Genomic DNA, 22,095 nt, shown 5'->3' with positions numbered 1-22,095 from the left:
TCTTGACCCCATCACCCGTTCCAAAACCGACGTAAAACTGGCATAGCTTCTCCACGGAATCGCGATGGCGCGAACGGGGTGGAGCAGGCATGACGCAGGCGGTATTGGGCATCATCGGCGGCTCCGGCATCTACGATCTGCCGGGGCTGGAGGACGCTCGCGAAGAGGTGATCAGGAGTCCCTGGGGTGAACCGTCGGCACCCCTGCGGCGCGGCTCGATTGCCGGCCTGCCGATCGTGTTCCTGCCGCGCCACGACAAGGGCCACCGGCTGTCGCCCTCCGACATCAATTATCGCGCCAATATCGACGTCCTCAAGCGCGCAGGGGTCACAGACCTGATCTCGCTGTCGGCCTGCGGCTCGTTCAGGGAGGAACTGCCGCCGGGAACCTTCGTTCTCGTCGACCAGTTCGTCGATCGTACCCACAAACGCGAGAGCTCGTTCTTCGGGAGGGGATGCGTCGCGCATGTGTCGATGGCGCACCCGGTCTCGCCGCGGCTGCGCATCCACCTTGCCACGGCGGCCGAAGCCGAGGGCATCGCGTTTGCGCGCGGCGGCACCTATGTCTGCATGGAGGGACCGCAATTCTCGACCTATGCGGAAAGCATGACCTACAAGACGCTTGGCTATTCCGTAATCGGCATGACCAACATGCCCGAGGCGAAACTCGCGCGTGAGGCGGAGCTTTGCTACGCCACCGTCGCGATGGTGACGGATTTCGATTGCTGGCATCCTGATCACGACGCCGTCACCGTGCAGGACATCATCCGCGTTCTGAGCTCGAACGCCGACAAGGCAAAAGCGCTGGTGGCGCGGCTGGCGAAAGACTTCCCGCGCGAGCATGAGCCGTGCCCGATCGGCTCGGACCGCGCGCTCGATACCGCGCTGATCACCGCGCCCGAGGCGCGCGATCCCGAGCTCTTGAAGAAGCTCGACGCGGTGGCCGGGCGCATCCTGCGAACGTGATACGAAAGGCAGAATCCCATGAAGGTCGACGGCAAGCATTTCCGCAGCATCTGGCGTGAGCGCGACGGCTGGTCGGTCGGAGCGATCGACCAGCGCCGGCTGCCGCATGAGTTCATCGTTGCGAAGCTGACCTCATGCGAGGACGCGGCCCTCGCCATCCGCGACATGCTGGTGCGCGGTGCGCCACTGATCGGCGCGACCGCAGCTTACGGCATGGCGCTGGCGATGCGCGAGGACGCTTCCGACGCCGGCCTGAAGCGCGCCTACGACACGCTCGTGGTGGCGCGGCCGACCGCGATCAATCTGAAATGGGCCCTGGACGAGATGCGCGCGAGCCTCGCGCCGATCGATGCACTGGAGCGCGCGGAGGCCGCCTATGCGCGCGCCGACGAGATCGTCGAGCAGGACGTCGAGATCAACCGCGGCATCGCCGGCAACGGCCTGAAACTCATCGAGGCGATCGTCGCAAGGAAGAAGCCGGGCGAGACCGTCAATGTGCTGACCCATTGCAATGCCGGCTGGCTTGCGACCGTCGACTGGGGCACGGCGACGGCGCCGATCTATCTGGCGCACGAGCGCGGCATCAAGATCCATGTCTGGGTCGACGAGACGCGGCCGCGCAACCAGGGCGCCTCGCTCACGGCCTGGGAGCTTGGCCATCACGGCGTGGCGCATACGGTGATTCCGGACAACACCGGCGGGCATCTGATGCAGCACGGCATGGTCGATCTCGCCATCGTCGGCACCGATCGCGTTGCCGCCAATGGCGATGTCTGCAACAAGATCGGCACATATTTGAAGGCGCTCGCCGCTCACGACAATAATGTGCCGTTCTATGTCGCGCTGCCGTCGCCGACGATCGATTTCGCCGTTGATGACGGCATCCGCGACATCCCGATCGAGCAGCGCAGCGGCACGGAAGTCACCGACATGACCGGCCGCACCGCGGACGGAAGGCTTGAGACCGTGCGCATCGTGCCGGAGGGCTCGCCGGTCGCGAACTATGCCTTCGACGTGACCCCGGCACGGCTCATCACCGGCCTCATCACCGAGCGCGGCGTGCTGAAGCCCGATCGCGCCTCACTTGCCGCGGCGTTTCCGGAGCGGATCGCAGCTGCGGCGGAGTAGTTCTGGCTCGGCGATAGCTCGCAATGACGGAGAATGACGCTCTAGCTCAGCTTCAATCCCGTCGCGGCCTCGAGCCCGGCGATCGCCTGGGCGCCGCTGGTGACCTTGATCGTCGTCATGCCCATCTCGCGTGCCGGCTTCAGATTGACGCCGAGATCGTCGAGATAGACGCAATTCTTCGGATCGACCTTCAGCGTTTCGACCATCAGCTGATAGATGCGCGGGTCGGGCTTGCGCAGGCCGATTTTGGCGGACTCGATGACATGGTCGAACAGCACCATCACCTCGGCGACATAGAGTGAGCGCCCGGTCATGCTGCCGATCGCATTGGCCGGCAGATTGTTGGTAATGCAGCCGGTCTTGAATTGCGCCTTGATGCGCTTCAACGCTTCGACCATCTCGGGGCGCAGATCGCCCTGAAGCAGCGGCAGCACGTCGCAGCCGCGCACCTCCGCGCCGAGCGCCAGCGATTCCGTCGCGAACAGTCTGTCGAACGTGTCGATATCGACCTCGGCGCGCTCGAACTTGGCCCAGGCATTTTCCAGATGATTGGCGGCATTGGTGCGCCGGATGATGTCGATGGGCAGGCCACGCTCTGTCTCGAACCGCGTGAACGCTTCAAACGGCGAACTCGTCAGCACGCCACCAAAATCAAAGATCACAGCCTCGATCGTCAAGATCCCGCCCTCGTCAATTCCTTTCCAAGAGCGCTAGCATGCGCTATCGGCAAGGGCCAGTCCGAAGCCATCCTAATGCTGTCACCGACGCCAACACCAAAGCGTGTTCCCATGAAGAAGCTCGTAACCCTCATTGCGACCGCGCTGCCGCTCGCCACGCCCGCTTATGCCATCGTTGGTGGCGGCACGCCCCAGGCCGATGGCGTCGCGCGCGCCGTCGTCACGATCGTCGGCTCGCGCGGCAATTTCTGTACCGGCACCCTCGTTGCGCCAAAGCTGGTGCTTACCGTCGCCCACTGCGTGCAACCCGGCGCGGACTACAAGATCGTCGATCGCGGCACCGACGGGCAGCCGCAACTGCTGAATGTCCGCACCGTCGCGATCCATCCGAATTTCAACATGCAGGCAATGCAAGCGCATCGCGCTACCGCCGACGTGGCGCTGCTGCAGCTGGAAATTCCACTCAAGGGAAAATCGACGGTGCCCGTCGGCGCGCCGAATATTCCGATCCAAGTCGGCAGCCGCTTCGTCATCGCCGGTATCGGCGTCACCGTGCGTGGCGAGGGCAAGAGTGGCGGCGCGACGCGTGTTGCCGGCCTCGTCGCGACGGGTCAGCCCGGCACGCTCCAGATCCGGCTGGTCGACCCCGTAACCAACGGTGTTCGCGACGGAATTGGCGCCTGCACCGGCGATTCCGGCGGTCCCGTATTCGAGGACAAGCCGACCGGATCCGTGCTCGTCGGCGTCATCAGCTGGTCCACGGGGCCGAACGGAGCCGCCGGCTGCGGCGGGCTGACCGGTGTTACGCCGCTCACGCTCTATCGCGACTGGATCTTGCAGACCGCGCGGAGCTGGGGTGCGGCGCTGTGATTTGACCGCGACCCGATCTATGTCATCTTGAAGCGGAAGCGCGATGGGCGACCATGTCCGTCGCGGAGGAAACGCGCCGCCCAACCAAGGGCGGCCACAAAAACAAGCAAGGCATAGAAGCAACAATGAATGTCGCTGTTCGCAGTCACGCCACGGCCAAACAGGCTTCTGAACATTTCGACGTGCTGATCGTCGGCGCCGGCATCTCGGGCATCGGCAGCGCCTATCACATGACCAAGCAGCTTCCGGGTGCGAGCTTCGTCATCCTGGAAACGCAGGCGACGTTCGGCGGCACGTGGACCACGCATCGCTATCCCGGCATCCGCTCCGACAGCGATCTCCACACCTTCGGTTATAGCTTCAAGCCCTGGGTCGGGCCGCCGATCGCGACCGCCGAGGAAATCCTCGCCTACATGAACGAGGTGATCGACGAAAACGATATCGCGCGGCATATCCGCTACAAGCACAAGATCAATTCGGCGAGCTGGTCGAGCGAGCAAAACCTCTGGACTATCGAGGCGGTGACGACCGACACCGGCGAAGCGAAAACATTCACTGCGAACTTCCTCTGGATGTGCCAGGGCTATTACCGCCATTCGGAAGGCTATACGCCGGAATGGAAAGGTACCGATCGCTTCAAGGGCCGCATCGTTCATCCGCAGACCTGGCCTGATGATATCGACCTCGCGAACAAGAAAGTCGTCGTGATCGGCTCCGGCGCGACGGCGGCGACGCTGGTGCCGAACATTGCCGACAAATGCGCGCATGTCACGATGCTGCAGCGTTCGCCGACCTATTTCCGTCTCGGCCGCAACGCCATCGAGATCGCGGAGGAGCTGCGCCGGCTGCAGGTCGACGAGGCCTGGATCCACGAGATCGTTCGCCGCAAGATCCTGTTCGAGCAGGACGCGTTCACCAAGCTTTGCTTGTCAAAACCCGAGCAGGTGAAAAAGGAGCTGATCGGGCAGATCAGCGCAGTGCTCGGTCCGGAGTACGATGTCGACACGCATTTCACGCCGAGCTACCGGCCGTGGCGGCAGCGCATCGCCTTCGTGCCCGATGCCGATCTGTTCAAGGGCATCGCCAGCGGCAAGGCGTCCGTCGTCACCGACGAGATCGAGTGCTTCGTCGAGAACGGCATCCAGCTCAAATCCGGCAAGCTGCTCGAGGCCGACGTCATCATCACCGCAACCGGCTTCAATCTCGCGGCGCTCGGCGACATCGCCTTCGAGGTCGACGGCAAGCCGCTCGCCTTCGGCGACACCGTCACCTATCGCGGCATGATGTTCACGGGCGTGCCGAACATGGTCTGGGTGTTCGGCTATTTCCGCGCCAGCTGGACGCTGCGCGTCGACCTCGTCGCCGACTTCGTCTGCCGCCTGCTCGGTCACATGAAGGCCAAAGGTGCGAAGAAGGTCGAGGTCAAGTTGCGAGCCGAAGACCACAACATGCCGATCCTGCCCTGGATCGATCCGGAAAACTTCAATCCCGGCTATATGATGCGCAACATGGACTTGCTGCCCAAGCGCGGCGACAAGCCGGAATGGCAGCACAGCCAGGATTACTGGACCGAAAAGGACGAGATCCCGAAGACGAATCTGGATGGCGGGGAGTTTGTGTACGGGTGAGGACTAGGCGCTAACCAAGCATTGCAACGTCGTCCCGGCCTAGTGCGCAATTGCGCACGGGGGCCGGGACCCATACAGCGAGGCCTATCGATTGCGGACGGTGCTAGTCCGAACGACTAGTCTTCGCCAAATCACTCCCTGGGGTTATGGGTCCCGGCCTTCGCCGGGACGACACGGTGTGCTGAGTCACATCCCAACTCACTCGGAGCAAGACTACGAATTCCTTCTTGTCGCATTCGTTGCAATCGCCGCAGCCGCGGTCCGGTTCTCGACTCCAAGCTTGGAGTAGATCTGCTCGAGATGCTTGTCGACCGTGCGCGGGCTCAAGCCCAAAATCTGCGCGATGTCGCGGTTGGTCTTGCCCTTGCTGAGCCAGGCCAGCACCTCGCCTTCGCGGGTAGTGAGGCCGAGCTCGCTGGTGAACTCGGGTGGCGGCGCGGTGCCGGATTCCCTGGAGAGCCGCAGCAGGAACTCGTTCGGTGCGGTCTCGCCCATGTAGTACAACCGGAGTTGAGGATTGTCGGGCAGGGAAGCCGCCTGAGATTTCGAGCTGCCCTTGCCCTTCGCCTGCTCCAGCCATTGCAGCAATGATACCGGCAGGACGAAATCGTCGTCGGCCTGCGCGCCGTGGTGGTCCGCCAGCAGCTTCTGCGCCTGCGGGGTCGCCCACAACAATTTGCCCTGGCGGTTGACCGCGAACAGGAATCGGCCGGAGACATCGAGCGCGGCGCGCGCGCTTTGCGTCAGCCGCGCATTGCCGAGATGAACGCGGATCCGCGCCAGCATCTCCTCGATCACGATCGGCTTGGTCACGTAGTCGACGCCGCCGGCCTCCAGCCCGCGCACAATGTGCTCGGTCTCGGCGAGCCCCGTCATGAATATCACCGGGACATTGGCAAGGCCCGCATCGCGCTTGAGGCGGCGGCAGGTCTCGAACCCGTCCATGCCCGGCATCACCGCGTCGAGCAGCACGATGTCGGGCGTGATCTGGTCGACGATACGCATCGCGGCCGCGCCGTCGAGTGCCACCATCACCGTCATCCCGGCGCTGTCAAGCGCGTCGGTGAGCAGCCGCAGCGTCTCCGGGGAGTCGTCGACAACGAGCGCGACGTCGCGCTTTTTCGACTCAGTGCTCATACGCATGCAACGTCTTCAATGTGGCCATGTACTGGTCGAGATCGAAGCGGTCGACCAGCGACCGCATTTCCGCGACGAAGTCGGCATGTTCAGGGTGCTCACTGCCGATCTCGTCCAGCTTCAACTGGATAGCCTTGACGTAGCCGATCTGACCGAGCCCGATCAGAGCCTCGATGTGTCGTACAGGCGGCCGCGAGCCGCTCTCCGGCCGCCACAGCGGCACCGCGATCTCCTCCGAGCCGTATTGCCATTCGACTTTGAGAAGCTGGCGGATGCTTTCCAAAAGCCTGGGAATATCGATCGGCTTCATCAGGTAGCCGTCGTGGAAAGGCTGTGCCAGCGGTGTGCCGTGCGCCTCGAGCGCGCTAGCAGACACCATCAGGATGCGCGCCTGATGGTGGCCGTTCGCGCGCAGCGTCTCCGCCACCGTCCAGCCGTCCATGCCAGGCATGGAGATATCGAGCAGGAACAGATCAGGCCGGCAGTGCTGGGCTAGCGCCAGGCAGCCAGGCCCGTCGGGCGCGCTGAGCAGGATGAAGCCGAGTGGGGTCAACACCTCGCGCAGGAGGTCGCGATGCACGGGATCGTCGTCGGTGATGAGGATGGTCTTGCGCGCGCCGTGATAGCCGGAGATCGGGGCCTCCACCGGCGCAATGCGCCGCGGATTGGTGACTTCCGACAGCAGCATCTTGACCTTGAACGTGCTGCCGCTGCCGACCGTGCTCAAGACCTTGATGTCGCCGCCCATGACGCCGGCGAGCAGCCGGCTGATGGTCAGGCCCAGCCCGGTGCCGGTCTGCGGCTGCGAGACACCGAGCGCGCCGCGTTCGAAAGGTGCGAAGATGCGCTCGAGATCGTCGCCCTGGATGCCGGGGCCGGTGTCGATCACCTCGAACTCCGCGACCGGGCTGCGATAGTGCACCACGAACTGCACACTGCCGACCTGGGTGAATTTGATCGCGTTGGACAGCAGATTGATCAGCACCTGGCGCAGCCGCTTCTCGTCGGCATAGACCACGACCGGCAAATGCGCCGGCCGCCTGAACACGAAGTCGATGCTCTTGGCCGCGGCCTGAAGGCGGAACATGCCGACGAGCTGGTCGAGGAATTCGGTCAGGCGCACCTCGTCGCGCGACAGGTACAGCCGCCCCGCCTCGATCTTGGAGATGTCCAGAATGCCGTCGATCAGGCCGGAGAGGTGATCGGCGCTGCGGCGGACGACGCGGACCTGGTCGCGCGGCTTGGTGTTGAGCGTGGTGTCCTGCTCCAGGAGTTGGGCATAGCCGCTGATCGCATTCAGCGGCGAGCGCAGCTCGTGGCTCAGGCCCACCACGTAGCGGCTCTTGGCGAGGTTGGCGGATTCTGCGATTTCCTTGGCGCGCTGGAGCTCGGCATCGGTGCGCTTGTGGGCGTCGATCTCCTGAATCAGCAGCGTGGTCTGGCGCCGGGTCTCGGCCTCGGCGGCCCGTCGGCTCTGCTGCGCCAGCACGAACAGCCAGGCCACCACGCCGATGATGATGCTGAGCGAGAAGAACACCTTCCAGAGCACGTTGGAGACGAGCATGTTCTCGCCAGGCACGCTGACCGAGCTCTGGAGGTAAATCAGCCCCAGCACCAGCGCGACGAGGCCCGCGGAGACCACGAACACACCGATGTAGTGGCCGAACTGCGAGTTGATCCGCTGATAGATCGCCTGCGGCAAGATCCTGGCGAGTGCGTCGGCGAACTGCACCTGCGCGCGCGCATGCGGTTTGCACAAATCGTGGCAGCGCGCATCGAGCGAGCAGCATAGCGAGCAGATCGGGCCGGCATAGGCAGGACAGGAGGTCATGTCCTCCGGCTCGAAATGGTGCTCGCAGATGCAGCACTGGATCGATTCGATGTTGGCCCAACTCCTCTTCGGCTTGCGCGCGATGTAATATTTTCCGTCGGTGAGCCAGGCGATGACGGGCGCGGTGACGAAGGCGACCGTCAGCGCGACGAAGGCCGCGAGCGCTTTCATGGTCGAGCCGAACAGGCCGTAGAATGCCGCGATCGAGACGATGGTCGCGATCGTCATCGCGCCGACGCCGACCGGGTTGATGTCGTAGAGATGGGCGCGCTTGAACTCCATCTGCGGCGGGCGCAGGCCGAGGGGCTTGTTGACCACGAGATCAGAGACCAGCGCACCGACCCAGGCGATCGCGACATTGGAGTAGAGCGCGAGCGTCTGCTCCAGCGCCTTGTAGACGCCGATCTCCATCAGCAGCAAGGCCACCATCACGTTGAACACCAGCCAGACGACCCGGCCCGGATGGCTATGAGTGAGACGCGAGAAGAAGTTCGACCAGGCGATCGAGCCTGCATAGGCGTTGGTGACGTTGATCTTGAGCTGCGACAGGATCACGAACGCGCCGGTGAGTGCCAGAGCCATGTCCGGCTGCGACAACACGTAGCGAAACGCCTCGAGATACATGTGCGCAGGCTCGGCCGCCAGTTCGCTGGAGAGGCCGTGGCTCAGCGCGAAGAAGGCGAGAAACGAGCCCAGCAGCAATTTCAGCGCGCCGAAGATGATCCAGCCGGGCCCCGCGATCAGCAGGGCGGCCCACCACGACGTTCGCGAGGTGCGGCGGTCGCGCGGCAGAAACCTGAGGAAGTCGACCTGCTCGCCGATCTGAGCCACCAGCGAAAACACCACGGAGGATGCTACGCCGAACAGCAGTAGATCGAAATGTCCGCTGGGGTCGCCGTGCTCGCCGGCGAATTTGCGCCATTCCGTGAACGAGTAAGGGTTGGCCCAGGCGATCGCCGCGAAGGGCAGGATGTGCAGGATGATCCAGATCGGCTGCGTCCAGAGCTGGAAGCGGCTGATCAGCGTGATGCCGTAGGTGACAAGCGGGATGATCGCGACCGCGCTGATGAGATAGCCGATCGGGCGCGGAATGCCGAAGCACATCTCGAGCGCCGTGGCCAGGATCACCGCTTCGATCGCGAAGAAGATGAAGGTGAAGGAGGCGTAGATCAGCGACGTGACGGTCGAGCCGATATAACCGAAGCCGGCGCCGCGGGTGAGCAGGTCAATGTCGATGCCGCATTTGGCGGCATAATAGGCAATCGGGACGCCGCAGCAGAAGATGATGATGGAGACGACGAGGATCGCGGCGGTGGCGTTGGTAACCCCGTAATTCAGGGTGATGGTGCCGCCGATCGCCTCAAGCGCGAGAAAGGAGATGGCGCCCAGGGCAGTGTTGGCGACGCGGGCAGCGGACCACCGGCGCGCGCTCTTGGCGGTGAAGCGCAGCGCGTAGTCTTCCAGCGTCTGGTTGGCGACCCATTGGTTGTACTGGCGCCTGACGCGATCTATTCGCTGCCGCCCTGCCACTTCAGCCCCCACTCCTACTCCCGAACGCGCCGGACCCCCTCGCAAAATCCGTACCAAAAGCCTACGTCGTCATTTTGCGGTGCAGTATACGCGATCTTGCGTATGCTTGCAGTGCACAAATTCGAGCCATCCTCACGGCACCAATCGCGTGTCCTCGAACAACAGTGGGGTGCTCATGTCAGACGAAGCGAACAAGGGCCTGTTATCGCCGCTCCGGCGCAAATTATTGATGGGAATGGCGGCCGTGCCGGCCATCACCATGCTACCGCGAGCATCTTTTGCGCAGGCCCCAGCGACCTCGGCAGTCAACACCACGGGTCTCGCGGTCACCGACACCGAGGTGACGGTCGGCATCCTGCATTCGGCGACCGGCACCATGGCCATCTCCGAGACCGGCTCGATCGAAGCCGAAAAGCTTGCCATCGAGCAGATCAATGCCATGGGCGGCGTGCTCGGTCGCAAGATCAAGTTCATCCAGGAAGACGGCGCCAGCGACTGGCCGACCTTTGCCGAGAAGGCCAAGAAGCTGCTGGTCAACGACAAGGTCGCGGCGATCATGGGCTGCTGGACCTCGGCGTCCCGCAAGGCCGTGCTGCCCGTCATGGAGCAGTACAACGGCATGCTCTATTACCCGACCTTCTACGAAGGTCTCGAGCAGTCCAAGAACGTGATCTACACAGGTCAGGAAGCCACTCAGCAGATCCTCGCCGGCCTGAACTGGATCGCCAAGGAGAAGGGCGCCAAGTCGTTCTTCTTCATCGGCTCCGACTACATCTGGCCGCGCACCTCGAACAAGATTGCGCGCAAGCATGTCGAGAACGTGCTGAAGGGCAAGGTGGTCGGCGAAGAGTATTATCCGCTCGGCAATACGCAGTTCAATTCGGTCATCAACAAGATCAAGCTGACCAAGCCCGACGTGATCTTCACCGACGTCGTCGGCGGCTCGAACGTCGCGTTCTACAAGCAGCTCAAGGCGGCCGGCATCGACCTCTCCAAGCAGGCGCTGCTCACGATCTCGGTGACCGAAGACGAGATCGACGGCATTGGCGGCGAGAACATCGCGGGCGCCTATGCCTGCATGAAGTACTTCCAGTCGCTCGACAATCCGAACAACAAGACCTTCGTTCCTGCGTTCAAGAAGATGTGGGGCGAGAAGACCGTGATCGGAGACGTCACCCAGGCTGCCTATCTCGGACCGTGGTTGTGGAAGTTGACGGTGGAGAAGGCGGGCTCCTTCGACATCGACAAGATCGCCGCGGCGTCGCCGGGCATCGAGTTCAAGGGCGCTCCGGAAGGTTATGTGCGCATCCACGAAAATCATCACCTCTGGTCGAAGACCCGGGTGGGACGCGCCAAGCTCGATGGCCAGTTCGAACTGATCTACGAGACCGCCGATCTGGTCGAGCCGGATCCGTTCCCCAAGGGCTACCAGTAAGACGAGATCTATCAGTTAGTCACGGCGTTCGTCGCCGTTTCCCTCTCAGGCAAAACCTCTCCCTGGCGTGGACCGCAAATCCACGCCGAAGACCCCCGCGTCGCGAACCTGCTCGCGACGCGGGACCCTTTCCCGACGGAGGACATCGATGTTCGGCGACTACTCGCTTGGTGACCTTGGCTCCATCTTCGTCATGCAGGGCTTTGCAGGACTGATCCTGTTCTCCGTCTACGTCCTGATGGCGCTGGGTCTTGCGATCATCTTCGGCCAGATGGGCGTCATCAACATGGCCCATGGCGAGTTCATGATCCTTGGGGCCTACGTCACCTGGATGACCTCGAGCTTCTTCCAATCCTATTTGCCGAGCCTGTTCAGCGGCTATTTCTTCCTCGCGATGATCCTGGCCTTTGTCGCATCCGGTGCGTTGGGGATGCTGGTGGAATGGGTGCTGATACGGCATCTCTACAAGCGCCCGCTCGACACGCTGCTCGCGACTTGGGGCCTCAGCCTGATCCTGCAACAGGCCTATCGCTCCGTGTTCGGCGCGCGCGAGGTCGGCGTCGAGCTGCCGCAATGGATGCTCGGCTCGCTGCACGTGACCGACAGCATCGAAGTGCCGATCAACGGCGTCTTCGTGATGTGCCTCACCGTCCTGATCACTGTCGGCGTCGCCTACGTGATGTACAAATCGCGCTGGGGTCGACAGGTGCGCGCCGTCGTGCAGAACCGCATCATGGCCGGTGCCGTCGGCATCAACACCGAAAAGGTGGATCGCTACACTTTCGGCCTCGGCTGCGGCATTGCCGGTGTCGCTGGGAGCGCCTTCACCATGATCGGCTCGACCGGGCCGACCTCCGGACAGCTCTACATCGTCGATACGTTCCTGGTGGTCGTGTTCGGCGGCGCGGCAAGCCTGCTCGGCACCATCGCATCGGCCTTCTCAATCTCGCAGACCCAATCCACCCTCGAGTTCTTCCTGTCGGGCTCGATGGCTAAGGTGCTGACGCTGCTTGCCGTTGTCGGAATCCTGATGCTGCGGCCGCAGGGTCTCTTCGCCCTCAAGGTCCGCAAATAACAAGAAGCAGGCAAGTCATGGTCATCAACTCACGCTTCTTCAATCGATCCGAGCTCATGGGCTTCCTCGTGCTGGCCGCCGTGCTGTTCGTCATCCTGCCGCTCTCGCTGGATGTGTTCCGTCTCAACCTCGTCGCGAAGTATCTGACCTACGCCTTCGTCGCGCTCGGTCTCGTGCTGTGCTGGGGCTACGGCGGCATTCTCAGTCTGGGGCAGGGCGTGTTCTTCGGCCTCGGCGGCTATTGCATGGCGATGTTCCTCAAGCTGGAGGCCTCCAGCGTCGAAAATACCAAAATCCAGTCGACGCCAGGCATCCCGGACTTCATGGACTGGAATCAGATCACGTCACTGCCACTGTTCTGGCAGCCGTTTCACAGTCTCGCCTTCACCATCCTCGCCATCATCTTGGTCCCCGGCATCTTCGCGCTGATCATCGGCACTGCGATGTTCAAGCGGCGCGTGGGCGGCACCTACTTTGCCATCATCACCCAGGCGGTGGCGGCCATCCTCACCATCCTGATCGTGGGCCAGCAGGGCTACACCGGCGGCATCAACGGCATGACCGACCTGCGCACCCTCAAGGGATGGGACATCCGGCCCGACCACGCCAAGGTCATCTTGTACTTCGTCGAAGTGGTGCTGCTGTTCGCCTGCATCGGCATCGCGCAGTTCATCCGCCTGACCAAGCTCGGCCGCATCCTGGTGGCTATGCGCGAACAGGAGGACCGCGTCCGCTTCTCCGGCTACAGCGTCGCCAACTTCAAGATCTTTGCGTTCTGTATGGCCGCGGTTTTCGCCGCGATCGGCGGGGCCATGTTCGCGCTCAATGTCGGTTTCATGTCGCCGTCCTTTGTCGGCATCGTGCCGTCGATCGAGATGGTGATCTACACCGCGGTCGGCGGACGGATGTCGATCTTTGGCGCGATATGGGGGGCCATTCTGGTGAACTTCGCCAAGACCAGCCTGTCGGAATCCTTTCCGCAACTCTGGCTGTTTGGTCTCGGCGCGCTGTTCATCGCGGTCGTGCTCGCTTTCCCGAACGGCCTGTCGGGGCTCTGGGCCGACTATGTGCAGCCGCGCGTCGACCGCCTTTTCGCCTCGCGCAAGAAGCCGGGCTGGAGCGACAATTCGGTTGCCGACGGCGCACCAGCAGAGTGAGGAGACCATCATGCTCGTTGGTCATCAGCCCAAGGAATTCCTGCTCGCGGTCTCCGGGCTGACGGTTTCCTTCGACGGCTTCAAGGCCGTCAACGATCTCTCGTTTTACGTCGAGGAGAACGAGATCCGCGTCATCATCGGCCCCAATGGGGCCGGCAAGACCACGGTGCTCGACCTGATTTGCGGCAAGACCAAGGCGACCGAAGGCTCGATCCAGTTTCGCGGGACCGAGCTGACCAAGCTGAAGGAGAACGAGATCGTCAAGGCCGGCGTCGGCCGCAAGTTCCAGACGCCGTCGGTGTTCGAAGACCTCACCGTGTTCGAGAATCTCGAGATCTCGTTTCCGCGCGGCCGCACCGTATTCGGCTCACTCACGTTCCAGCGTGACCAGCTGGTGAGGTCACGCGTCGGAGAGGTTGCCGAGATGATCTTCCTCAAGGACAAGCTCAACACCTATGCCTCCGAGCTCAGTCATGGCCAGAAGCAATGGCTCGAGATCGGCATGCTGCTGATTCAGGATCCTGACCTACTGATGCTGGACGAGCCCGTCGCCGGCATGAGCGTGTCCGAACGCACCAAGACCGCCGAGCTGCTCAACCGCATCATCAAAAATCGCTCGGTGCTCGTGATCGAGCACGACATGAAGTTCGTCGAGGACATCGCGCACAAGGTCACCGTGCTTCACCAGGGCCAGATCCTCTCGGAAGGCACCATGGAAAAGGTGAAGAACGATCCCAAGGTCGTCGAAGTTTATCTCGGTCACTAAGGAGCGCGACGATGCTGGCTATTTCTGATCTTCACGTCGCCTACGGCCAGAGCGAGGTGCTGCACGGGCTCAACGTCAAAGTCGCGCCCAACGAGATCGTGGCGATCATGGGTCGCAACGGCATGGGCAAAACCACGCTGATGAAATCGCTGATGGGGATCCTGCCGGCCAAGAGTGGCTCGGTGACCATGGACGGCGCCGAGCTCGGCAGCCTGCCGAGCTACGAGCGGGTGGCCAAGGGGCTCGCCTATGTGCCGCAAGGCCGCATGATCTTTTCTACCATGACGGTGAAGGAGAACATCGAGACCGGCCTCGTGGTCTCCGGCGGAGCCGAAGTGCCCGGTGACATCTACGAACTGTTTCCGGTGCTGCTGGAGATGAAGGACCGCCGTGGCGGCAATCTCTCCGGCGGCCAGCAGCAACAACTCGCGATCGCTCGTGCGCTGGCGACCAAGCCAAAAGTGCTGCTGCTCGACGAGCCGACCGAAGGTATCCAGCCGTCGATCATCAAGGAGATGGCGCGCACGCTCAAGCGCATCCGCGACGAGAAGGGGCTTTCAATCGTCGTGTCCGAGCAGGTCCTGAGCTTCGCGCTCGATATCGCCGACCGTGTGCTGGTGATCGAGAACGGCGAGATCGTCCGTGATGATCCGCGCGGCGCCGTCGATGCCGCGCAGGTCTCGAAATATCTGTCCGTCTAACCAACCGTGTAAAAGGGGAGCTTCTCGATGCCAGAGACACTGATCAAGGTCGATCTCACCAAGTCGGCCTATGAAAATGACATGGTGCATAACCGCTGGCACCCCGACATTCCGATCGTGGCCTGGGTCAATCCCGGCGACGACTTCATCATCGAGACTTATGACTGGACCGGCGGTTTCATCAAGAACAACGATTCCGCCGACGACGTGCGCGACATCGATCTGTCGATCGTGCACTTCCTCTCCGGCCCGATCGGCGTCAAGGGCGCCGAGCCCGGTGACCTCCTCGTCGTCGACCTGCTCGACGTTGGCCCGATGAAGGAGAGCATGTGGGGCTTCAACGGCTTCTTCTCCAAGCAGAACGGCGGCGGATTTCTTACGGATCATTTCCCGCTGGCGCAGAAGTCGATCTGGGACATCAAGGGTCTCTACACCTCGTCGCGGCATATTCCGGGCGTCAACTTCGCCGGCCTGATCCATCCCGGCCTGATCGGCTGTCTCCCCGATCCGAAGATGCTGGACACCTGGAACAAGCGCGAGGCCGAGCTGATCGCAACCAATCCGACCCGTGTGCCCGGCCTCGCCAATCCGCCGTTCGCGCCGACCGCTCATGGCGGCCGCGCCAAGGGTGAGGTCAAGGACAAGATCGGAGCCGAAGGCGCGCGCACCGTGCCGCCGCGGGAGCATGGCGGCAATTGCGACATCAAGGACCTTTCGCGCGGCTCGAAGATCTACTTCCCGGTCTACGTGCCCGGCGCCGGTCTCTCGATGGGCGATCTCCACTTCAGTCAGGGCGACGGCGAGATCACCTTCTGCGGTGCGATCGAGATGGCCGGCTGGCTGCATCTGAAGGTCGAGGTGATCAAGGACGGCATGGCGAAGTACGGCGTCAAGAATCCGATCTTCAAGCCGTCGCCGATCACACCGAACTACAAGGACTATCTGATCTTCGAAGGTATCTCGGTCGACGAGGCCGGCAAGCAGCACTATCTCGACGTCACCATCGCCTACCGCCAGGCCTGCCTGAATGCGATCGAATATCTGAAGAAGTTCGGCTACTCCGGCGCCCAGGCCTATTCGATCCTTGGTACGGCACCGGTTCAGGGGCACATCTCCGGCGTCGTCGACGTGCCCAATGCCTGTGCCACGCTATGGCTGCCGACGGAAATCTTCGACTTCGACGTGATGCCGTCCTCGGCAGGTCCGATCAAGCACATCAAGGGCGATATCCAGATGCCGATATCGCCGGACAAGTAATCCCTGCGCGACCGGATGCGAGACGGCGTATCTGTCGCCCCGCATCCGCCGCGACAGTTCTCTCACAGACAACAGCGTAGGGATGATGCGATGCCGGTCTATGAATATCTCTGTGACGATTGCGGTCCGTTCAAGGATATGCGCCCGATGGCCGAATGCGACGATCCGCAAGCCTGTCCGCAATGTGAAATCATGGCGCCCCGCGTGATTCTGACCGCCCCGAACTTCTTCTGCATGCCGTCGGAGACGCGCAAGGCTCACGCCGCCAACGAGCGCAGCACGCACGCGCCGCAGACGCTGGCGCAATACAAGGCCTCGCATGGCCCCGGTTGCGGCTGCTGCTCCACGGGTAAGAATTCGTCAAAGAACGCGCCGGATAAGAACAAGCCGGCGCGGCTGGTGACCAAGACCAGGAGCGGTGCCAAGGGTTTTCCCACCGCGCGGCCCTGGATGATCAGTCACTGATTCACGCGGCAATCTCAAACAGAGTAGAGGAGCAATTCAAATGCTTCACGGTGACATCTCCAGCAGCAACGACACCGTCGGCGTCGCGGTGGTCAACTATAAGATGCCGCGCCTGCACACCAAGGCCGAGGTGCTCGACAACGCCCGCAAGATCGCCGACATGGTGGTGGGCATGAAGACCGGCCTTCCCGGCATGGACCTGGTGATTTTCCCGGAATACTCCACCCAGGGCATCATGTACGAATCCAAGGAGATGTATGAGACCGCTTGCGCGGTGCCCGGTGAAGAGACCGCGATTTTTGCGGAGGCCTGCCGCAAGGCCAAGGTGTGGGGCGTGTTCTCGCTCACCGGCGAACGCCACGAGGAGCATCCGCACAAGGCGCCCTACAACACCCTGATCCTGATGAACGACAAGGGTGACATCGTGCAGAAGTACCGCAAGATCATGCCGTGGGTGCCGATCGAGGGCTGGTATCCCGGCAATTGCACCTATGTCTCCGACGGCCCGAAAGGGATGAAGGTCAGCCTGATCATCTGCGACGACGGCAACTTCCCGGAGATCTGGCGCGACTGCGCCATGAAGGGGGCCGAGCTGATCGTGCGCTGCCAGGGCTACATGTATCCGGCCAAGGAGCAGCAGATCCTGATTTCAAAAGCGATGGCATGGGCCAATAATGTCTATGTCGCGGTCGCCAACGCTGCCGGCTTCGACGGCGTCTATTCTTACTTCGGTCACTCCGCGATCATCGGTTTCGACGGCCGCACCCTCGGCGAGTGCGGCGAGGAGGACTACGGCATCCAATATGCCCAGCTGTCGAAGCATCTGATCCGCGATGCGCGCCGCAACGGCCAGTCGCAGAACCATCTCTACAAGCTGGTCCACCGCGGCTACACCGGCATGATCAATTCCGGCGAAAGCCCGCGCGGCCTCGCCGTCTGCCCCTATGATTTCTACAAGAACTGGATCGCCGATCCCGAAGGCACCCGGGACATGGTCGAGGCGATGACGCGCGCGACGCCCGGTACCGCCGAATGCCCGATCGACGGCATCCCGAATGAAGCGGCGCCCACCAATTACTAAGCCGTTGCCCAAATCAGTGTGTGTGAAGGCGTGCCGCTCGCTCCCGTTGGGACGCGGCGCCGCCCCAGATGATCAGTCATTGATGTGAACGACGGTCAATATTGCGACCGAACCGAACACGCAAACGTCGTGGATCGACCAGGCTGCGCCGGAAAAGCGTGCCTCTGGTGCAACATGGTCCGCTGAATCAGTCCGGTTTTGCTGTCCCCCAGCGATTCCGCCGATTCCGTAGTTCCACGGAGGGGCCCGGCGGCCTAGTTTGCCGGCGGCGCCGCTGGGGAGCGCTGGACTGAGGGCATCAAAGTGGAATTTGGGCCGCCGAGGGCTGGTCGGATTGGGCTGCGCCTTGCCGCGGTCGCTTCGTCTGTCGTGGCGGTCGTTCTCAGCCTCGGCCTATCGGCGACACCTGCGCAGGCGGACTGCGCGCCCGACCCGGCGGCAAGCGGGCAGACCGTCACCTGTAGCGGCACCGATGCCGACGGCTTTGCGGCAAGCGGCGGCGTCACCAATCTGACCGTAAATGTGCTGACTGGCGCCAGCGTCAACGATAACGGCACGGCGGCGATCAACGTCAATGACACCAACGTCATCACTAACAATGGCACGGTGGCGGCGGGCTCGGGCCTCACCGGCATCAATGGCGGCAATTCGAACACCGTGACCAACAACGGCGCCATCACGGTGCTTGATAACGGCCTCGGTATCTCCGCGCTCGATCACAACATCATCATCAATGCCGGGACCGTCACCACCGGCGACCACGGCAGCGCGATCTCGGTAGGAAACAACAATAGCGTTAGCAACAGCGGTGCGCTGTCCATCGGCGCGTCGGGCGCGGGCATCTTCGCGGTCCAGAGCAACACGATCACCAACGCCGCGACGGGCACGATCACCGGACTCGATGATTCAATCGGGATTTTCGCTTCGTTCGGTGGCACGACCGTGACCAATGCAGGCGCGATCAAGGTCGGCGATTCCTCCGGCTTCTCCGGCGGCATCGTTGCGACCATGGATAACAACACGGTCACCAACACCGCCACCGGCACGATTTCGGTCGGGCAGGGTGCCGCTGGCATCTTTATGCAGGGTAGTTTTCAAATCGTCAGCAATTTCGGCGCAATCACGGCCGGCGACTTTGGTGCCGGCATCGCCTTGTTCGGTGATGACGCCAAGGTCACCAATAGTGGCTCGATCAAGTCGGGCGATGGCACGTCCGCCGGCATTGCGGTGCAGGGCAATCGGGTCGCGATCAACCAAAACGGGACGATCAGCGTGGGTCTGGGCGGTGCGGGCATCGCGTTTACGGGCCTGTCCTCCACGATCAGCAACAATGGACGGATCACAGGGGCCGATTTCGCCGAGGGCATCGTAGCTCTCGGTGATTCCAACACCATCATCAACAGAGGTACGATCACGGTCGGCGATTCCGGCTTCGGCATCGACGTGAGCTCGTTCACAACGACAAACCACGTTGTCAATACCGGAACCATCACCGTCGGTGCTGGCGGCGTCGGCATCAGCGTGAGCGGCGGGGCCAACGTCTTCAACTCCGGGACCATCAACGCTGCGGCCGGAATCGCTGCAATCGAGTTTTGTGCCTGCGGCCCCAACACGCTGACGCTAGGACCCGGCAGCATCATCAACGGCCTGGTGCTCGGCACTGGCGTCGACACGTTCCAGCTCGGAGGCATCGGCAAGGATACGTTCAACCTCGACCTGATCGGTCCCCTTCTTCAGTATGACGGCTTCTCGACCTTCAACAAGGTCGACAATTCGACCTGGACGGTGACCGGCACGGGTAATCAGGACTGGAACGTGCTGGGCGGCACGCTCACGCTGGCCGGCACCATCAATGGCAATGTGAGTGTCGCGGCCGGCGGCACGTTCGGTGGCGTCGGCACGGTCGGAAGCTCCATCTCCGTCAACGGCGGCACGCTAGCACCGGGCAGTCCCACCGGGACGCTCAACGTGTCCGGTGATCTCTCGTTTACGTCGGCGTCGCACTACATGGTGCAGGTCTCGGGCACCAGCAACGGCGTCGCGGTCGTCACGGGAACGGCGACGCTCGCCGGCGCCACGGTCGTCGTCGTACCGACCGGCTCGATCGCGAAGCACTACACGATCCTGAACGCGGGCACGCTGCCCGACAGCTTCAATCCGGTCGTCGCGGGTTTGTCGTCGAACCTGCATGCGACCCTGAGCTACGACCCCAACAACGTCTTCCTGGATCTCGCGCTGGGCTATGGCGGCGGCCTCAATATCAACCAGCAGAATGTCGCCAACATTCTGACGCACTACTTCGACAACACCGGCAGCCTTCCCGTGGTGCTGGCGAATCTCTCGCCGACGGGACTGACGCAAGCCTCCGGCGAATCAGGGACGGGATCGCAGCAGACGACGTTCAATGCGATGAACCAATTTATCGGCTTGTTGACCGACGTCTTCAGCGCGGGACGCGGCGGCGCACCGGGCGCGACGCCCTATGCCGACGAGACGAACGCGACTGCCTATGCCGCGACCCGCAAGAACGCCAGCGACGCCCTTGCTTCGATCTACCGCAAGGCACCGCCGCTGACATTCGAGCAGCGCTGGGACGTCTGGGCCGCCGGCTATGGCGGCTCGCAGGCGACTGACGGCAATGCGGCGCTTGGCTCGAACAACGCCACCAGCAGCGTGTACGGCACGGCGGTTGGTCTGGATTATCGCTTCTCGCCGTCGACGATCGTAGGTTTTGCGCTCGCCGGCGGCGGCACCGGCTTCAATGTCAACGGGCTCGGCTGGGGCCGCTCGGATTTGTTCCAGGCCGGCGCCTTCGTGCGTCACAACGCAGGACCGGCCTATGTCACGGCCGCGCTGGCCTATGGCTGGCAGGACGTCACGACCAATCGCATCGTCACCGCCGCCGGCGTGGATCAATTGCGTGCGCAGTTCAACGCCAACGCGCTCTCGGGCCGTGTCGAGGGCGGCTATCGCTATGCCTGGCAGTGGATCGGCCTCACCCCCTATGCAGCGCTCCAGGCCACCGTGTTCAGCCTTCCGAGCTATTCGGAGTTCGCTGTGGTCGGCAGCAACGTCTTCGCGCTGAATTATGCCGCCAAGGACGTGACCAGCACCCGCACCGAACTCGGCCTGCGCGCGGACAAGTCCTTTGCCGCAGCCGGCGGCCTGATAACCTTGCGCGGCCGCGTCGCCTGGGCGCATGACTACAATCCGGATCGCACCATCGGTGCGGTCTTCCAAACGTTGCCGGGATCGGCGTTCGTGGTGAACGGCGCCGCCCAAGCACACGATTCCGCGCTGACCACAGCGGCGGTGCAGATGAGCTGGATGAACGGCTGGTCTGCGTCGGCGACTTTCGACGGCGAGTTCTCGAACGTCACCCGCTCTTACGCCGGCAAGGGCGTCGTCCGCTACGCGTGGTAGGCGCTACCGTTTCTGCTGCGCCGGCTTCCGGGGCGGTCGCGGAGCGGCGGCCGGCGTGGGTGTCCCGCTCATCTTGTTGACGGCTTCGCTGACGTCGAGCAGCGAGCGACGGATGTCATCGAGGAAGTTCGCCGATTTCTTTTTCATGGTGTCGGCGAGTTCGTGCAATCCCTGGATCTTTTCGAACAGCTCATCCGCCTTGCCGTCGGCAAAGCCGGGCACCACGCCTTCGATCTTTGTGACCGCCTTGTCGAAGCCCGCGAAGGCGCTGTCGACCCTGGCCATGACGGAATCGATTTCGCCGCCCTTGCTCCGGAGATCGGCGGTGTAGTTCTCGAACGTGCGCAGGCCTTCCTTGATCGCCGGGGCGTTGCTGACGATCGTACGGTCGACGCTATGCAGGGTGTCGACGATCGATTCGGCATCGCTGAGATCGGCGGTCAGCACGGGGACGCCGTCCGAGTCCAGCGGCACTGGCGGCGCCGAGGGCGCGCCGCCGATCAGCGAGACCGCGGCGACGCCGGTGAGGCCCTGGAACTCGATGCCCGCGACGGTGTCCTTGCGTATCGGCGCGGTATTGTCGAGCATCACCAGGGCCACGACCTTGCGCGGATTGTCCAGCTTGATCGACAGGATTTGGCCGGCGGGGACGCCATCGAAATTGACCGGTCCGCCGCGGCGCAATCCGCTGGCGGAGCCCCCCTCGAATACCACGCGCAACTGGCTGCGGCTCTGGAGGGTGCGCCATTTCTGCACGCCGAGCACGCCGCCGAACGCCACGGCGATCACCGCCAGCGTCGCCGTTCCGATCACCAGATTGCTCGCGCGTGCCATGCGGGATGATTTTACGGCCAAAGCGGGGAAGTTGGAAGGATGATGGCGTGGCCGCAATAATAGGATGGGCGAGTTAGGGAAGCGTAACCCGCCACTTCCTCTCGCGTTTTGTCGCAAGGATTGGCGGATTACGCT

17 protein-coding genes are annotated in these 22,095 nt (G+C 62.8%); 13 read left to right on the top strand and 4 right to left on the bottom strand.

Annotated elements, in window-relative coordinates:
- The first annotated feature begins 89 nt into the window (after positions 1 to 89).
- Together RX329_RS41165 and mtnA are read left to right on the top strand one after the other, a co-directional pair.
- Entirely contained in the window at positions 90 to 965 is an 876-nt protein-coding gene (locus RX329_RS41165; protein WP_018455934.1) for an S-methyl-5'-thioadenosine phosphorylase, read from the top strand.
- A gap of 18 nt (positions 966 to 983) precedes the next feature.
- The gene (gene mtnA / locus RX329_RS41160) at positions 984 to 2,093 is read left to right on the top strand and encodes an S-methyl-5-thioribose-1-phosphate isomerase (RefSeq protein ID WP_018455935.1); all 1,110 of its coding nucleotides are present in this window, start codon (positions 984 to 986) and stop codon (positions 2,091 to 2,093) included.
- A gap of 41 nt (positions 2,094 to 2,134) precedes the next feature.
- Here the strand turns inward: mtnA and RX329_RS41155 are convergent, their stop codons facing one another.
- Positions 2,135 to 2,770 carry an HAD-IA family hydrolase gene (locus RX329_RS41155; RefSeq protein ID WP_085385513.1) on the bottom strand — a complete coding sequence of 212 codons (636 nt, stop codon included), beginning with the start codon at positions 2,768 to 2,770 and terminating at the stop codon, positions 2,135 to 2,137.
- 111 nt (positions 2,771 to 2,881) lie between these two features.
- Between RX329_RS41155 and RX329_RS41150 the strand changes: the two genes are divergently transcribed.
- Positions 2,882 to 3,640, top strand: a complete 759-nt coding sequence (locus tag RX329_RS41150; RefSeq protein ID WP_085349790.1) for a S1 family peptidase — start codon at positions 2,882 to 2,884, stop codon at positions 3,638 to 3,640.
- A 125-nt stretch (positions 3,641 to 3,765) separates the two neighbouring features.
- Positions 3,766 to 5,268 carry a flavin-containing monooxygenase gene (locus tag RX329_RS41145; RefSeq protein ID WP_085385568.1) on the top strand — a complete coding sequence of 501 codons (1,503 nt, stop codon included), beginning with the start codon at positions 3,766 to 3,768 and terminating at the stop codon, positions 5,266 to 5,268.
- 213 nt (positions 5,269 to 5,481) lie between these two features.
- Here RX329_RS41145 and RX329_RS41140 read toward each other — a convergent pair whose 3' ends face one another.
- Together RX329_RS41140 and RX329_RS41135 are read right to left on the bottom strand one after the other, a co-directional pair.
- On the bottom strand, positions 5,482 to 6,411 hold the full coding sequence (locus RX329_RS41140) for a response regulator (RefSeq protein WP_007598081.1): 930 nt from the start codon (positions 6,409 to 6,411) through the stop codon (positions 5,482 to 5,484).
- Complete coding sequence (locus tag RX329_RS41135; protein ID WP_317246492.1) at positions 6,395 to 9,766, bottom strand: ATP-binding protein; 3,372 nt, start codon at positions 9,764 to 9,766, stop codon at positions 6,395 to 6,397. Before RX329_RS41135 ends, RX329_RS41140 begins: the two co-directional genes overlap by 17 nt.
- A gap of 175 nt (positions 9,767 to 9,941) precedes the next feature.
- Between RX329_RS41135 and urtA the strand changes: the two genes are divergently transcribed.
- The 9 genes from urtA to RX329_RS41090 all read left to right on the top strand — a co-directional run bounded on the left by urtA (position 9,942) and on the right by RX329_RS41090 (position 21,126).
- The gene (gene urtA / locus RX329_RS41130) at positions 9,942 to 11,201 is read left to right on the top strand and encodes an urea ABC transporter substrate-binding protein (RefSeq protein ID WP_018455941.1); all 1,260 of its coding nucleotides are present in this window, start codon (positions 9,942 to 9,944) and stop codon (positions 11,199 to 11,201) included.
- 148 nt (positions 11,202 to 11,349) lie between these two features.
- Positions 11,350 to 12,276: an urea ABC transporter permease subunit UrtB gene (gene urtB / locus RX329_RS41125; protein ID WP_018455942.1), complete on the top strand. Its 927-nt coding sequence runs from the start codon at positions 11,350 to 11,352 to the stop codon at positions 12,274 to 12,276.
- Positions 12,277 to 12,293: 17 nt separating this feature from the next.
- On the top strand, positions 12,294 to 13,433 hold the full coding sequence (gene urtC / locus RX329_RS41120; protein WP_018455943.1) for an urea ABC transporter permease subunit UrtC: 1,140 nt from the start codon (positions 12,294 to 12,296) through the stop codon (positions 13,431 to 13,433).
- A 10-nt stretch (positions 13,434 to 13,443) separates the two neighbouring features.
- Positions 13,444 to 14,199 carry an urea ABC transporter ATP-binding protein UrtD gene (urtD, locus tag RX329_RS41115; protein WP_018455944.1) on the top strand — a complete coding sequence of 252 codons (756 nt, stop codon included), beginning with the start codon at positions 13,444 to 13,446 and terminating at the stop codon, positions 14,197 to 14,199.
- 11 nt (positions 14,200 to 14,210) lie between these two features.
- Entirely contained in the window at positions 14,211 to 14,900 is a 690-nt protein-coding gene (urtE, locus tag RX329_RS41110; RefSeq protein ID WP_085348670.1) for an urea ABC transporter ATP-binding subunit UrtE, read from the top strand.
- Positions 14,901 to 14,927: 27 nt separating this feature from the next.
- Positions 14,928 to 16,157, top strand: coding sequence for a formamidase (fmdA, locus tag RX329_RS41105; protein ID WP_007598072.1), 1,230 nt, complete (start codon positions 14,928 to 14,930; stop codon positions 16,155 to 16,157).
- A 90-nt stretch (positions 16,158 to 16,247) separates the two neighbouring features.
- A complete protein-coding gene (locus RX329_RS41100) occupies positions 16,248 to 16,622 on the top strand; it encodes an FmdB family zinc ribbon protein (RefSeq protein ID WP_018455946.1) in 375 nt (124 codons plus the stop codon).
- A 40-nt stretch (positions 16,623 to 16,662) separates the two neighbouring features.
- Positions 16,663 to 17,703: an aliphatic amidase gene (locus RX329_RS41095; protein WP_085348669.1), complete on the top strand. Its 1,041-nt coding sequence runs from the start codon at positions 16,663 to 16,665 to the stop codon at positions 17,701 to 17,703.
- A gap of 369 nt (positions 17,704 to 18,072) precedes the next feature.
- Positions 18,073 to 21,126 carry an autotransporter domain-containing protein gene (locus tag RX329_RS41090; protein WP_317245439.1) on the top strand — a complete coding sequence of 1,018 codons (3,054 nt, stop codon included), beginning with the start codon at positions 18,073 to 18,075 and terminating at the stop codon, positions 21,124 to 21,126.
- A 3-nt stretch (positions 21,127 to 21,129) separates the two neighbouring features.
- Here the strand turns inward: RX329_RS41090 and RX329_RS41085 are convergent, their stop codons facing one another.
- Entirely contained in the window at positions 21,130 to 21,960 is an 831-nt protein-coding gene (locus RX329_RS41085; protein ID WP_085361928.1) for an MlaD family protein, read from the bottom strand.
- Positions 21,961 to 22,095 lie beyond the last annotated feature (135 nt).

Source organism: Bradyrhizobium sp. BWC-3-1, assembly GCF_032917965.1.
In the GTDB taxonomy this organism is placed as follows: Bacteria; Pseudomonadota; Alphaproteobacteria; order Rhizobiales; family Xanthobacteraceae; genus Bradyrhizobium; species Bradyrhizobium canariense_D.
The sequence above is the reverse complement of the archived record's forward strand: the minus strand, read 5'-3'. Positions and strand labels throughout refer to the sequence as shown.

Bases quoted from the DNA above. Each gene is read 5' to 3' on its own strand.
- RX329_RS41165 (WP_018455934.1), top strand. From the start codon at position 90: ATGACGCAGGCGGTATTGGGCATCATCGGCGGCTCCGGCATCTACGAT.
- mtnA (WP_018455935.1), top strand. From the start codon at position 984: ATGAAGGTCGACGGCAAGCATTTCCGCAGCATCTGGCGTGAGCGCGAC.
- RX329_RS41150 (WP_085349790.1), top strand. From the start codon at position 2,882: ATGAAGAAGCTCGTAACCCTCATTGCGACCGCGCTGCCGCTCGCCACG.
- RX329_RS41145 (WP_085385568.1), top strand. From the start codon at position 3,766: ATGAATGTCGCTGTTCGCAGTCACGCCACGGCCAAACAGGCTTCTGAA.
- RX329_RS41140 (WP_007598081.1), bottom strand. From the start codon at position 6,411: ATGCGTATGAGCACTGAGTCGAAAAAGCGCGACGTCGCGCTCGTTGTC.
- urtA (WP_018455941.1), top strand. From the start codon at position 9,942: ATGTCAGACGAAGCGAACAAGGGCCTGTTATCGCCGCTCCGGCGCAAA.
- urtB (WP_018455942.1), top strand. From the start codon at position 11,350: ATGTTCGGCGACTACTCGCTTGGTGACCTTGGCTCCATCTTCGTCATG.
- urtC (WP_018455943.1), top strand. From the start codon at position 12,294: ATGGTCATCAACTCACGCTTCTTCAATCGATCCGAGCTCATGGGCTTC.
- urtD (WP_018455944.1), top strand. From the start codon at position 13,444: ATGCTCGTTGGTCATCAGCCCAAGGAATTCCTGCTCGCGGTCTCCGGG.
- urtE (WP_085348670.1), top strand. From the start codon at position 14,211: ATGCTGGCTATTTCTGATCTTCACGTCGCCTACGGCCAGAGCGAGGTG.
- fmdA (WP_007598072.1), top strand. From the start codon at position 14,928: ATGCCAGAGACACTGATCAAGGTCGATCTCACCAAGTCGGCCTATGAA.
- RX329_RS41100 (WP_018455946.1), top strand. From the start codon at position 16,248: ATGCCGGTCTATGAATATCTCTGTGACGATTGCGGTCCGTTCAAGGAT.
- RX329_RS41095 (WP_085348669.1), top strand. From the start codon at position 16,663: ATGCTTCACGGTGACATCTCCAGCAGCAACGACACCGTCGGCGTCGCG.
- RX329_RS41085 (WP_085361928.1), bottom strand. From the start codon at position 21,960: ATGGCACGCGCGAGCAATCTGGTGATCGGAACGGCGACGCTGGCGGTG.